At 54.8% G+C, this 14,016-nt stretch carries 11 protein-coding genes; all 11 read left to right on the top strand.

Annotated elements, in window-relative coordinates; all coding sequences use genetic code 11:
* Window positions 1–5 precede the first annotated feature (5 nt).
* Complete coding sequence (gene addB, locus J2T14_RS02590) at window positions 6–3,515, top strand: helicase-exonuclease AddAB subunit AddB (RefSeq protein WP_307467414.1); 3,510 nt, start codon at window positions 6–8, stop codon at window positions 3,513–3,515.
* Between the two features lie 8 nt (window positions 3,516–3,523).
* Window positions 3,524–7,444, top strand: coding sequence for a helicase-exonuclease AddAB subunit AddA (gene addA, locus J2T14_RS02585; protein WP_307467412.1), 3,921 nt, complete (start codon window positions 3,524–3,526; stop codon window positions 7,442–7,444).
* Between the two features lie 65 nt (window positions 7,445–7,509).
* On the top strand, window positions 7,510–8,106 hold the full coding sequence (locus J2T14_RS02580) for a hypothetical protein (RefSeq protein ID WP_307467409.1): 597 nt from the start codon (window positions 7,510–7,512) through the stop codon (window positions 8,104–8,106).
* A gap of 108 nt (window positions 8,107–8,214) precedes the next feature.
* Entirely contained in the window at window positions 8,215–8,568 is a 354-nt protein-coding gene (locus J2T14_RS02575) for a histidine triad nucleotide-binding protein (protein WP_307201879.1), read from the top strand.
* 86 nt (window positions 8,569–8,654) lie between these two features.
* Window positions 8,655–8,828, top strand: a complete 174-nt coding sequence (gene rpsU, locus J2T14_RS02570) for a 30S ribosomal protein S21 (protein ID WP_005547957.1) — start codon at window positions 8,655–8,657, stop codon at window positions 8,826–8,828.
* 15 nt (window positions 8,829–8,843) lie between these two features.
* Complete coding sequence (locus J2T14_RS02565; RefSeq protein ID WP_307201876.1) at window positions 8,844–9,287, top strand: GatB/YqeY domain-containing protein; 444 nt, start codon at window positions 8,844–8,846, stop codon at window positions 9,285–9,287.
* Between the two features lie 128 nt (window positions 9,288–9,415).
* Complete coding sequence (locus tag J2T14_RS02560; RefSeq protein ID WP_307467406.1) at window positions 9,416–10,795, top strand: NfeD family protein; 1,380 nt, start codon at window positions 9,416–9,418, stop codon at window positions 10,793–10,795.
* Between the two features lie 40 nt (window positions 10,796–10,835).
* On the top strand, window positions 10,836–11,828 hold the full coding sequence (gene floA, locus J2T14_RS02555) for a flotillin-like protein FloA (protein WP_307467403.1): 993 nt from the start codon (window positions 10,836–10,838) through the stop codon (window positions 11,826–11,828).
* Window positions 11,829–11,834: 6 nt separating this feature from the next.
* Window positions 11,835–12,284 carry a hypothetical protein gene (locus J2T14_RS02550; protein ID WP_307467400.1) on the top strand — a complete coding sequence of 150 codons (450 nt, stop codon included), beginning with the start codon at window positions 11,835–11,837 and terminating at the stop codon, window positions 12,282–12,284.
* A 195-nt stretch (window positions 12,285–12,479) separates the two neighbouring features.
* Entirely contained in the window at window positions 12,480–12,758 is a 279-nt protein-coding gene (yqfC, locus tag J2T14_RS02545; RefSeq protein ID WP_307467397.1) for a sporulation protein YqfC, read from the top strand.
* 64 nt (window positions 12,759–12,822) lie between these two features.
* Window positions 12,823–14,016 (top strand): sporulation protein YqfD, encoded by a 1,194-nt coding sequence (gene yqfD / locus J2T14_RS02540; protein WP_307467394.1) that lies wholly within the window; start codon window positions 12,823–12,825, stop codon window positions 14,014–14,016.

Raw genomic sequence — 14,016 nt, 5'->3', positions numbered from 1 at the left:
GGGATATGTCGCTGCGCTATGTCATCGGTCGTTCGGGAGCAGGCAAGACGACCTGCTGTCTTAATGAAATTCGCGACAGGCTTAGGGAGAAGCCTGATGGCGGACCGCTTATTATGCTCGTGCCGGAGCAAGCTACCTTCCAAACCGAATATGCCCTCCTCCAGAATAGCGGCTTGAATGGCACGATCAGAGCGCAAGCGCTAAGCTTTCGCCGTCTTGCGTTTCGCGTCATGCAGGAGACGGGCGGAACGTCACTCGTGCCGATTAACGATACGGGCAAGCATATGCTGCTCTATAAAATCGTCCATAAGTTCGGCTCGCAGCTAGAGCTGTTCCAGAGCGGCGCCGAGCAGCCCGGTTTTATTGAACGGCTGGCCGAGCTGCTGACGGAATGGAAGCGGTACGGTGTCGATTCGGAGTTATTGAAGCGCAATATGGATGATTCCGGCAGCGAACACTCAGTACTCCTGAAGCGCAAGCTGCATGATTTGCAGCTTGTTTACGGGCAGATGGAGCAAGAGCTGGCCGGCAAGTATATCGACGCAGAAGATTACTTGCAATATTTGCGCCAGGGATTCGCGGACGCTCCGTCGATGCGCGGAGCGGAGATATGGATCGACGGCTTCTACGGGTTCACGCCGACGGAATATGAGGCGCTTGGCGCGCTGCTCGCATCCGGTACGAGCGTCACGGTATCGTTAACGCTGGACCGTCCTTATGCAATCGGCGAGCAGCCTCATGAGCTGGAACTGTTCCATCCCACAGCGGAGACGTTCAATAAGCTCATGGAGCTTGCTGTCGCGAACGATGTGGAAGTGCTGCCCCCTTTGCTGCTCGGAGTGGCGGAGAAAAGCAGATTCAGCGATAGCCCGATGCTTGCTCATATCGAGAAGCATTACGGAGAACGCATTCCGATGTTATTACCCGATAAGACGATGCTGCAGGCCGAGCACGAGAAATGCGGCTTGTCTTTGCATGCGGCTGCGAATCGACGTGCAGAGGTTGAATCGGTAGCCAGAGATATGGTTAGCAGAGCGAGGACGGAGCAGCTTCGATGGCGCGATATGGCCGTCATGGTTCGCAATGCGGAAGATTATTCGGATTATATTGCCCTTATTTTTGCCGATTACGGCATTCCTTTCTTCGTCGATCAGAAGCAGAAGGCACATCATCATCCGCTCGTCGAGTTCATCCGTTCAGCCTTGGAGACGGTACTGTACGGCTGGCGCTATGATGCTGTTTTTCGTTGCATAAAAACGGAGATGCTGTTCCCTATCGATAATAGCTTGCCGAGAGAATGGTTCGACCTGCTGGAAAACTACGCTCTCGCAGCCGGGATCGACGGTTGGAAGTGGCTCGATCGCAAACGCTGGCATCCGCTCGTTCAACAGTCGCTGGATGACGATTCCGAGATGGAGACGAAAATTAGCGAAAAGGCGCAACGCGAGTTCGATATCGTCTTCGCAGCCAGCGAAGCGGTCGTGCCGCCGCTTCGCCGCTTCGGCGAAACGCTTGCCAAGGCCGACAACATACAAGCGATGTGCGAAGCGCTCTACCGATTGCTTGACCATATGGACGCCGCCGATAAGCTGGAGCGCTGGAGCAGGCAAGATACGGAAGCGGGCCGCGTCCAGCGGGCAAGAAGCCATCGCCAGCTTTGGGACGGCGTTATGCAACTGCTCGATCAGCTTGTCGAGCTCGCCGGACAGCAGCAAGTCGCGCCGGAATTGTTCGCAGGCATGGTGGAAGCGGGGCTTGACAGCTTGAAGCTTGCCGCCGTTCCGCCTGCGCTCGATCAGGTGCTGATTGGCAGCATGGATCGGACGCGATCCGGACAGGTGCGGGTTTGTTACGTCCTTGGGGCTAATGACGGCGTCGTACCGATGCGCGTGAAGGAAGACGGCATTCTGACCGAGGCGGAGCGGGAGCGGTTGGCCGAGGGTGGCACGCCGATGGCGCCTGGCGTGAGACGCCGCTTGTTGGACGAGCGGTTCATGATCTACAACGCTTTAACGACGCCGAGCCGTCACTTATGGCTAAGCTGGGCGCAGGCCGACGAAGAAGGCAAGAGCTTGCTGCCCTCGGAGATTGTGCGACATATGAAGCAGCTGTTTCCCGGCATCCCTGTCGACGCATCGGCGGCCCAGCCGTCCGCGGCATTGAAGGTTGAGGAGCAGCGCCGGTTCATTGCGCATCCCGAACGCGCTTTATCCTATTTGATTGCCGCGTTTCAAGACTATCGGCAGGAAGGCTATATTGCTCCGTTCTGGTGGGACATATACAACTGGTTCGCCGTCCGTCCGGAATGGCAGCATAAGCTGGAGCTGCTCGTCTCGTCGCTTGGCTATATTAACCAAGAGTTCTATATTCGCCAGGAGACCGCTAGAGAGTTATACGGCGAACGGCTTAAAGTCAGCGTCTCGCGAATGGAACGTTTCGTTGCCTGCCCGTTCCAGCACTTCGCCATTCATGGCTTGAAGCTGCGCGAGCGGCGGATGTACAGGCTCGCTGCGCCGGATGTAGGCCAATTGTTCCACGCTGCGCTCAGCCGCATGGCTACCGGTCTCGGAGGAAGATGGGGGACGATGCCGCCCGCCGAGATCAAAGCCATCGCAGACCAGACGGTCGATGAGCTTATTCCGAAACTTCAATCGCAGATATTGCTTAGCAGCGGACGATTCCAATTCATCGCGCGTAAGCTGAAGGAGATCGTGGGACAAGCGGCGGCGATGCTTGGCGAGCATGCAAGAAGGGCGCAGTTCCAGCCTATCGGCACGGAGATTGATTTTGGCCCGGACGGCACGCTCCCATCCTTGATCATTCCGCTGCCTGCCGGCGGAGAGATTGAGATCATTGGCCGGATCGACCGCGTCGATGCTGCCCAGACCGATGACGGCTTGCTGCTGCGCGTGCTCGATTACAAATCCAGCGCAACCCATTTGAAGCTTGAAGAGGTTCTTCACGGCTTGTCGCTGCAAATGCTGACCTATCTCGATGTGCTCGTTACCCATTCGTCCGTTTGGCTGGGACAAGAAGCTTCACCGGCGGGGGTGCTGTACTTTCATGTGCACAATCCGGTGCTTGCCATGCCTAACGGACTTGGCAAGGCAGAGGCAAACGGACAATTGCTTAAGCGGTTCAAGATGCGCGGTCTCGTCACCGCGCACGCGGAAACGGTCAGGCTGATGGACGATGAGCTGGAGACCGGATATTCGGAGCTTCTTCCTGTAGCGCTGAAGCGCGACGGGAGCTTCTACAGCAGCTCCTCGGTTGTAACGAACGAACAATGGGACAAGCTTCGCCGTTCGGTACGAGGCGAGATTGCCCGCATCGGGGAATCGATTCAAGGCGGCAAAGTGTCGATCGAGCCGTATAGGATGGGGGCGAAGTCGCCCTGCCAGTATTGCGATTATAAAGCAGTATGCCAATTCGACACGCTGTTCGAAGGTAATGAATACAGAAAGCTGAACAAGCCAGGCAAGGACGAGATTTGGCAGCAGCTCGAGAAGGAGTGACGGCGACGATGAAAGCATCCATAGTACCTAAACCTGAGAACAGCACATGGACGGACGACCAGTGGGATGCCATCGTGACAAGCGGTTCGAACGTGCTAGTAGCCGCTGCTGCCGGCTCGGGCAAGACGGCCGTGCTTGTAGAGCGGATCATTCGCAAAATATCGGCGAATACCGACGTAGACCGGCTGCTCGTGGCAACCTTCACAAAGGCGGCGGCTGCGGAGATGAAGGACCGCATCCGCATCGCGCTTGAGAAGGAGCTGGAACGCAAGCCGGATTCGGAGCATCTGCGCAAGCAGCTTGCGCTCATGAACCGCGCATCGATTACGACTCTGCATTCCTTCTGTCTGGACGTCATTCGCCGCTATTATCCATTGATCGGACTCGATCCGGGCTTTCGAATCGCGAATGAAACGGAAAGCGGGCTTATGCGGCTCGACGTGCTCGACCAATTGTTCGAGCGGAAGTACGAGTCGCCCGGCGACAACGGCGCCTTCTTGAAGCTTGCCGACAAGTTCGGCGGCGAGCGCGGCGACGAGCCGCTCTACCGGCTCGTACAACAGTTGTACGATTTCGCGCAAAGCCATCCTTGGCCATCTTATTGGCTTAGACAGACCGCCGCGGCATTTGACCTTAAGGATACCGCCGCGCTCGGCGAGAGCGAATGGGTCAGGAGCTTATCCGGCCATGTGCTCCTGACGCTTGAAGGCGCCGCGTCGCTGCTGCAGCAAGCGATGGAGCTTACGCGCCAGCCGGCCGGTCCTTCGCCGTATGCGGCAACTTTCGAAGAGGATCTTCATGTCATTGAGCAATTGATGGCATGCGTCAAGGCGAAGGGCTGGGAGAGCTGGTCGGAGCCGTTTCAGACGGCACTGTTCGGTAAGCTGAAGGCGATGCGCGGAGATGAATACGACAAGGAGCTGCAAGAGCAGGCGAAGGCGCTTCGCGATCAGGCAAAGAAGCTCGTTGCCGGACTGGCTGCCGAATTATTCGGACGAACGGCCGAGCAGTTTCTGGAGGAGCTCCAGGAGCTGGCGCCGTTAATGGCGGCGCTGGCCGAGCTGGTCATTGCCTTTGGCGAAGGCTACGAAGCGGCCAAGAGAGCGAAAGGGCTGCTGGACTTCGGCGATCTGGAGCATTATTGCCTGCGCATTCTTCGCGATCCAAGTTCCACGCCGCAGGAGCTGAAGCCATCGATTGCGGCGCTCGAGTTCCAGCAGCAATTCGACGAAATCCTATTGGACGAGTATCAGGATACGAATATGGTACAAGAAGCGATCGTATCGCTGATCGAACGAGCAGGAAGCGGCAACCGGTTCATGGTTGGCGATGTGAAGCAGAGCATCTATCGCTTCCGTCTTGCCGATCCTACCTTGTTCCTGCGCAAGTATAAATCTTATGCGACTCGGAAGGAGCTTGAGGATGCAGGTGTCGCCAGTGCCGAGCAAGGACTGCGCATCGATCTGGCCCGCAACTTCCGCAGCCGTTCGGAAGTCGTAGACGGCGTTAATGACGTATTCCGCTCCATTATGCGCGAGAGCGTAGCCGAGATGGATTACGACCGGCGGGCGGAGCTTGTATGCGGTGCCTCTTATCCGCCTCCGCCGCTGCAGTCGCCGAATACGTTCCAAATTCAATTCGCCGTGCTCGACAAAGGCAGCGGCGGAGACAATGAAGAAGATGGCGAGGACGAATCCGGAGCAAGCGCCTATTCATCGGCAACGGAGGATGATGACCAAGAGAGGGCTGCCGGTGGAGCGGCATCGGCTGACAACGCGCAGGAGCTTCAGACGGCTCAGTTAGAAGCAAGATGGATGGCCGGGCAGGTTCGCTCTATGCTGGATAGCGGATTCAAGGTGTATGACGGCAGGAGCGGACAGAGCAGGACATTGCAATGGCGCGATATCGTCATCCTGCTCCGGGCGACGCAGCAGTGGGCTCCGATCATTATCGAGGAGCTGCAAGCGGCTGGCATTCCCGCTTACGCGGAGCTTAGCAGCGGCTACTTCGATGCGACCGAGGTGGAGACGATGCTCTCCATGCTTCGCGTTATAGACAATCCGTATCAGGATATCCCGCTGGCAGCCGCGCTTCGATCACCGCTCTATTCGCTTAAGGCGGAGGAGCTGGCGAAAATACGCATACAATCTTCGGGTTCGACTTATTATGACGCCGTACTGCGGGCAGCTGTAGATCTACGTCTGGAAGAGGAAACAAGACGCAAGCTAAACGGGTTTCTTATGAAGCTCGATAGATGGCGCGATGAAGCGAGACAAGGCTCGCTAGCGGATTTGCTGTGGGATATTTATCGCGAGACCGGTTACTTTGATTTTGTCGGAGGCTTGCCCGGAGGCATTCAGCGTCAAGCGAACCTGCGCGCGCTTCATGATCGCGCACGCCAGTATGAGGCGACCTCGTTCCGCGGACTGTTCCGCTTCCTGCGCTTCATCGAGCGCATGAGAGACAGCGGCGGCGACTTAGGTACAGCCAGAGCGCTAGGCGAACAGGAAGATGTCGTCCGGATCATGTCCATTCATAAGAGCAAAGGGCTGGAATTTCCCGTTGTATTCGTAGCAGGTCTTGGGAAGATGTTCAACCAGCAAGATATACGCAGCTCCTTCCTCATGCACAAGCAGCTTGGCTTCGGTCCACGCGTCGTAGATACGGAGCTGCGCATCAGTTACCCGTCATTGCCGTATTTGTCAATAAGACGAACGATGCGCATGGAAATGCTGGCAGAGGAAATGCGTATCCTATATGTCGCTTTAACCCGTCCGAAGGAGAAAATGTTTCTTGTCGGCACTGTGTCGGGCGCCGAAGCAAAGCTTAAGCGCTGGCTGGCCTCCGTCGACGAGAACGGGCAATTGCCCGACTTCAGAATCGCGTCCGCCCGATCGTTCATCGATTGGCTCGGTCCGCTTGCTGCAAGCCATATGCAGCTAACCATCGCAGAAAACGAAGAAGACGGGCGCGCTTCGATACTGGAATGGGAGACTGGCATTGTTCCAGCGGCTATTTTCGGCGTTGAAGCGGCTGCCGCTTCCGAACGGCTGGAGCTTGATGCGGAGAAGGAAGAGCGGCTGCAGGCGGTGGCGTCGCTCGCGCTGCTTGAGGATATTGAAGCCGATGAGCAGCTTCGCAGCCGCCTGGAGTGGCGCTATCCGCATCAAGCAGCTTCCGGGATAGCCGCGAAGACGTCGGTAACGGAGATGAAGCGGCTGTACGCCGAAACGCCTGACGATGCAACGGAGCTTTATTCGCATTCGCAGGATGAAGCAAAATCGCAGTCATTCGCGAGCAATCCCTCGTCCACGAACGAAGCGGCTTCTACGTCCGCAGACAGCCTAGGCGGAAGCTATACATTCAGGCTGCGGCGACCTTCATTCATGGAGGAAATCGCATTAACGGCGGCGGAGAAAGGTTCGGCGAACCATCTTCTCATGCAGCATGTATCGTTGACTGCTTCGACCGATCTGGAGCATCTGCAGGAAACGCTGGATCACATGATTGCAAGACGGTTATTGTCCGTTAAACATGCCGAAGCGATTGATTTGAACGCTGTATCCGCGTTCTTCGAGAGCGATCTTGGACAAAGGCTGCGCCGCGCGGAATGGGTTAGACGGGAAGTGCCGTTCAGCTGCATGTTCCCGGCAAGCCGCGTCTATCCGGGATCGGAAGGCAAGCTGGAAGGCGAGCCCATACTGATCCAAGGCGTTATCGACTGCTTATTCGAAGACGAAGCGGGCGTCGTCCTCCTCGATTACAAGACCGACCGCATCTACATGAAGGATTGGGAACGTGCCGCCGAGCGCCACCGCTTCCAGCTTGAACTGTATGCGGAGGCCATTGAATCGGTATTGGGAAGGCGCATCGACGAAAGCTATGTGTTCTTTTTCGATGGCGGACAATCTGTTAAGCTTAGGGGCTAGAACCCTTGCAAGCAGCTTTGCCTGTGAATGAAATAACTTGAACAAGTAGAAGGAGTGCTGAAGCAATGGAGAAGCAGAAAGCGGGCAAGCGTCCTATTGCGTTGCCCATTACGCTTGTCCTGCTCGTATTCAGCTTGATCGGCAACGTGTTTTTGTATTCGCAATATTTGCAGAACAAGCAGCAGAACAATTACGAGATTGGACAAACAGTTATTGAGAAACTGACGGAATCGCGGCTTTATGCTCAGGAAATGGTGAAAACGATCGATGGGCTCGCTCAGAGCGCCACGCAGGCTGAACGCTACGAGCTCGCCTATCAGATCGGCCGGGCGGCGACGCTTGGCTATTCGGTCAGCGAACTGATGATGGAGGCAGGAAAGCTGTCCGAGGGCGTCGGGTCAAGCGGCGCGGAGGAAGCGGAAGCATATGTCAACGCTGCTGCGGCCAAACTGTCGGGAGTCGCTCATCACGAAGGCAAACTAAGCGACGGCGATCTAGAACAGCTGGCGGCGCTTAAGGCAGACTTCGAAGAGATGGAGCAGGCGCTGGGCGGCTTCAACTATGCGATCGGCGAGAACCGGACGGCTTCGATCCGGCTCGCAGGCGGATATGAATGGGTGGATATAGCGAACAAAGTGCGGCAAGTGATTATCGAGCAATAACCCGCCCGGATCGATAACTCTTTGCACCGTTTCGACTCCGGATTGGACGCGCCTCTTATTTTTCGTTATGATGGTAGAGTGAATACGGTCGCAAAGGGGTGAATTGAAATGGATTGTCTTTTTTGCAAAATCGTCGAAGGCACGATTCCGTCGACGAAAGTGTATGAAAGCGACTCGGTACTCGCATTCCGCGATATTGCTCCTGCGGCGCCCGTACATATTCTAATCATTCCGAAGAAGCATATCGCGACGATGAATGACGTAACCGGAGAAGACGATGCCGTTATGGCGGAGTTATTCAAGGCTGCTCGCGAAATCGCGAAGGAGCAAGGAATAGCGGAGTCCGGTTATCGGTTGATTAACAACGTAAATGCAGACGGCGGTCAGGTCGTTTATCATCTTCATGTCCATCTGTTAGGCGGCAAAAATGTTGGCCCATTATTGGCAGATAACCAAAGTTGACTTTCGGTTTTGGTTTGACATATAATGAAATTTGATAAACCGTGTTATAAGCTCTGGACGGTCTGTTTCGGAGGGAGGGAAAACTGGTGTCTGAAACTAAAGTTCGTAAAAACGAAACTATTGATGCTGCGCTTCGCCGCTTTAAACGTTCCATCGCTAAAGATGGTGTTTTAGCTGAGGTGAAGAAACGCAAGCATTATGAAAAGCCAAGCGTGAAGCGCAAGAAGAAGTCCGAGGCTGCGCGCAAGAGAAAGTTTTAGGAGGATCCGTCCACAATGAACCTGAGCGAACGATTGAACGACGATATGAAGCAAGCGATGAAGGATAAGGACAAGTTTAAGTTGTCCACAATTCGTATGATGCGTGCGGCAATGAAAAACTTGGAAATCGATCTTAAGCGCCCTTTGGAAGATACCGAAGTGCTTGATATATTAAGTCGTGAGATCAAACAACGTAAAGATTCCCTCCAAGAATTTAAGAAAGCCGGCCGTGACGATCTCGTTACGGATCTTGCAGCAGAAATTGAAATTATTAGTCAATACCTTCCCGAGCAGCTGACTGAAGAAGAGATTAAAGCGATTGTAACGCAGACCATCCAGGAACTCGGTGCTTCTTCCAAAGCCGACATGGGGAAAGTTATGGGCGCTCTTTTGCCAAAAACAAAAGGACGCGCTGACGGTAAACTAGTAAATCAGTTTGTACAGCAATTTCTGCAATAACGATATGTTCGGACTGCAAGCACCCCTTAACCGGGGTGTTTTTTGCCGTTCCCGTGCATAAATTGAAACAAATTCGCCACAATTTCGTAGAAGGTATTGCGACATTGAAAATGGGGGGTGGCTAAATCTTGTACAATCCGAGGTGGCGTAACAAGGCGGGTCGCATATCGCTGTTCATGATGCTGCTGACGGTTCTGTTAGCCGGCTTATGGACTGGGCCGACGGAAACGACGCAAGCGGAGACGGCGTCCGAGATTGGCCCGGCTGTCTACATCGTACCGGTCAAGCAGACCGTCGAATCAGGTCTCCAGTCCTTCTTGGAAAGGGCTTACAAGGAGGCCGGAGAAGCGAATGCCGAGCATATCGTCCTCGTCGTGAACACATTAGGCGGTAAAGTTATCAATGCGGAGCAGATCGGGCATTTGATTCGGTCAAGCGACATACCGACAACCGCTTTCGTGGAAGGGAAGGCTGTATCGGCCGGTACTTATATCGCGTTGAATGCCGACCATATCGTCATGCAGCCGGGAAGTACGATTGGCGCAGCCGCAGTCGTGAACGGTTCAGGGGAGCTGATCGACAATCCGAAGACCGTCTCGTTCTGGGTGAAGGAAATGATGGAATCCGCCCAACTGAATGGGCGGGATGGCGATATTGCGGCTGCTATGGTGGATCCGAACGTGGAGCTCAAACTGCAGGACAAGATCGGCAGAGATAAGCAGAAGGGCGACATTCTAACGTTGTCGGCGAGCGAGGCGGCAGCGGTCGGCTATTCCGACTACACCGCAAGCTCGGTGAACGACGTTATCAAATGGCTGCAGCTCGAAGGGCGCACGCAGGTCGAGGTGAACCCTTCTCTGGCTGAAAATGTTGCGAGATGGCTCATCAATCCGCTCGTGATGACGATTCTGCTCGTCCTTGGCATTGCGGGCATCGTGATCGAGCTGCTCGTACCCGGCTTCGGCGTACCGGGAGTTGTCGGCTTGCTTGGCTTTGGGCTCTATTTCTTCGGCCATTATGTAGCAGGCTTCGCCGGCATCGAATCCGTCGTGCTGTTAATCGTTGGCATTGCGCTGCTTGTGATTGAAATCTTCGTTCCCAGCTTCGGCATATTAGGCTTGCTCGGAACGGCGTCACTTCTTACGGGCGTGGTCATTGCGGCATCCGATCCTATGACCGCCTTTATCTCGATCGCCGTCGCTCTCGTTGCGGCCGTGCTCGTCATTGCCTTCGTCGTGAAACGGTATAAGTCGAAGGGGATATGGAACAAATTTATTTTGCGCGACAAGCTGACGACCGAAGACGGTTACGTTTCAGCCGATGCGAAGGATTCACTCTTAGGTCTCGAAGGCGTCACGGTAACCCCGCTGCGCCCGTCGGGTACGGTATTGATAGGCGATAATCGCGTCGACGTTGTGACATCGGGCGAATTCATTCCTGCAGGCCGTAAGGTAAGGGTGGTAAAAGCAGAGGGCACATGGGTTGTTGTTAAGGAATGGATAGAGTAAGCTATCGGTAATTACTAAATTCCAATAGGAGGGCGAATGCATGACACTTGATCCCATTGTATCTTTCTTGATAATCGCAGTAGTCGTAATCGTGCTGATGTCTGTTTTTTTAAGCTTCTTCCCGATTATGTTATGGATATCGGCACTTGCGTCAGGCGTTAGAATCGGCATTATAACGCTAGTCGCCATGCGTCTGCGGCGAGTTGTGCCGAGTCGGATCGTGAATCCGCTCATAAAGGCGACGAAAGCGGGACTAGGTCTCAATATTAATCAGCTTGAGAGCCACTTCCTAGCAGGCGGTAACGTAGACCGCGTTGTAAATGCTTTAATCGCGGCGCAGCGTGCCAATATCCCGTTGATATTCGAACGGGCGGCAGCGATAGACCTTGCCGGCCGCGACGTGCTGCAAGCGGTGCAAATGAGCGTTAATCCGCGGGTCATCGAGACGCCTATCGTTGCGGCTGTTGCCAAGGACGGCATTGAAGTGAAGGTTAAGGCTCGCGTTACGGTACGTGCCAACATCGATCGGCTTGTCGGCGGCGCCGGCGAAGAGACGATTATCGCCCGTGTAGGCGAAGGGATCGTTACGACGGTTGGCTCGGCGAATTCCCATAAGGACGTTTTGGAGAATCCGGATATGATCTCCCGAACGGTGCTTGGCAAAGGACTGGATGCGGGAACTGCGTTCGAAATTTTGTCGATCGATATCGCGGACGTGGACGTAGGCAAAAACATCGGGGCGCATCTGCAAACGGAGCAGGCGGAAGCCGATAAGAAAATTGCCCAAGCGAAGGCGGAAGAGCGTCGTGCAATGGCTGTTGCGCAGGAGCAGGAAAACAAGGCGAAGGTCGTTGAGATGGAGGCTCGCGTCGTCGAGTCCGAATCGCAGGTTCCGCTTGCGATGGCGGAAGCGCTGCGAAGCGGCAAGATCGGCGTGTTGGATTACATGAACTTAAAAAATATTGAGGCCGATACCCAAATGCGAAGCTCGATCGGCAAAACCGACGGGCCGCCAGACGGCAAGGACGGCTGATAAAGCATGCAACTTTTTCAGTTTCTGCTCGATAACATCGTTGCGGTCGTCATCGCATTAGGTTTCGTGGCGACGTTATTGGGCAAGGTGAAGGAGAAGCGAAAGCCGGGGCAAACGGCCAGCTTCGGTGGACAGCCGGCTCCTGACCGGACGGAGGAACTCCAGGAGGAACGCAGACGTCAGATCGAGGGGCGGCACGCTGCGCTTGAGAGCGAGCGTCAGAGGGCGTACGAGGCCGATTTGGAGCTGGGTCGGCGCGTAGTCGATCGCAACGCGCGAGAAGAAGCCCGGAGAGCGTCAGAGGCTGACAGAGCGTCTCATGCCCATCGGGGGCAGCGCTCATCTCCGATCATCGGCGGCGCAAAGCCGGAATTGCGAGCGGAAGATATTAGGCGGGCGGTTGTATGGGCGGAAATATTGGGTCCGCCGCGCGCGAAGCGTCCATTCCGGAAGTGATTCATTACGAGCAATGAGCGGAAGAGCGGTTGAGGAAGGCGATTATGCCTTCTTCAACCGCTCTTTTCGTTCTGTTTCATATTTGCGGCGCACCGAGCATATTTTTAAAAGATCATAGTGTAATCGATGCGGGTTTGGCCTTATACGTCAAGGGGCTTGCGGGATACATCATTACGAGGGGGCATGAATTCAACAATGAGTCGCTTGAAAAAGAGATTTCGCAAACTTACAGCAGATCTGCTTGATATGCCTCAGGACGTCGTATACGACCTTCCCCGCTTGACGATGATCGGGGATCGCCAACTATATATCGAGAATCATCGGGGAGTCGTCCATTTCTCAACGGATCGTCTGCGTCTCGCCTTAACGAAGGGCGAGCTGGAAGTGACGGGAAGCGATCTGGTCATTCGGACCATTTGGACGGAAGAAGTGTTCATTGAAGGACAGATTTCGAATATCCAATTAATTCCTTAGCCGGAGCGTGCGTACAAGCTGGCATGTCTGTAGGCACGGAAGACGAACAGAGGAGGGGAAACGGTTGAAACTGCAAAGCACACCGTGGATGAAGGGGATCGTGACGGTTCATGTCAGGGGCGGAAAGCCCGAGCAGCTTGTGAACAAAGCGCTAGCCGGGGGGCTCGAATTGTCGTCCATTCGGTGGACAAGCGGGGGCTTGCTCGAATTCGAGCTGTCCGTAAGCGACTATTTCAGACTTCGCGCGTATTTAAAGGAGACAGGCTGCCGGGCGCATGTGTCTAGGCGGAGAGGATTACCGTTCTGGCTTATGAAAGCCGAGAAGCGATTGCTGTTTACGTCGGGCATTGTCCTGTTCTTGGCCCTTATGTTCTTATTGTCCTCGCTCGTCTGGAGCATCGATGTGAAAGGCAATGTCAAGCTGACGGAAGAGCAGATTCGTGCCGTTGCCAAGCAGGAGGGATTATATCCGCTGCAATGGTCGTTCAAGCTTGCCGATGCAGACGTATTGTCCAAACGGCTCGTAACGAAACTTCCGGGAGCGTCGTGGATCGGCGTCGAGAAGAAAGGGACGAAGGTCGTTATTCAGGTGGTGGAGTCGACGTCGCCCGAGCTGCCGGAGCTTCAGAGCCCGCGCCACTTGGTTGCGTCGGCCGATGCGGTCGTGACTCAAATTATAGCCGAGAGAGGCAGGCCTGTCGTGAAGAGAAACGCGTTCGTCAAAAAAGGACAAACGCTTATATCGGGAACGATTGGCAACGAGATGCATTCGCAAACGGTTGTTGCCAAAGGGATAGTCAGAGGTCTTGTCTGGTACCAATTCGACATAGCCGCTCCCCTTACGCAGAAGGCGAAAGTATATACGGGCGGGAAGAAAACGAAGTGGCATCTCGTGTTCGGTTCGCGCGCGCTGCAGATTAGCGGATTCGGCGGTCATTCATACGAGCAATCGGAAACGATTCGAGTGGAGGAGAGGGCGGCATGGCGGCATTGGACGCTTCCCGTCGGCCGTATGAAGGAAACGGTAATGGAAACGGAGATACAGGAAAGAGAGCTGACCGAGGCGGATGCGCGAGAGATCGGGTTAATGGAAGCGAGAGCCGAGGTCATTGATAAAGCAGGGGCGGATGCTGTCATAGCGGACGAAAAGGTTTTGCATGAAAAGACAGACAATGGTAAAGTTTATATGAAAGTTGTTTTTGAAGTTGAGCAATCCATCGTAACGGAAATGCCATTAGTTCAATTACAGGGAGATTGA

Source organism: Paenibacillus harenae, from assembly GCF_030812415.1.
Lineage (GTDB): Bacteria > Bacillota > Bacilli > Paenibacillales > Paenibacillaceae > Pristimantibacillus > Pristimantibacillus harenae_A.
This window is presented reverse-complemented; position numbering and strand designations above follow the sequence as displayed.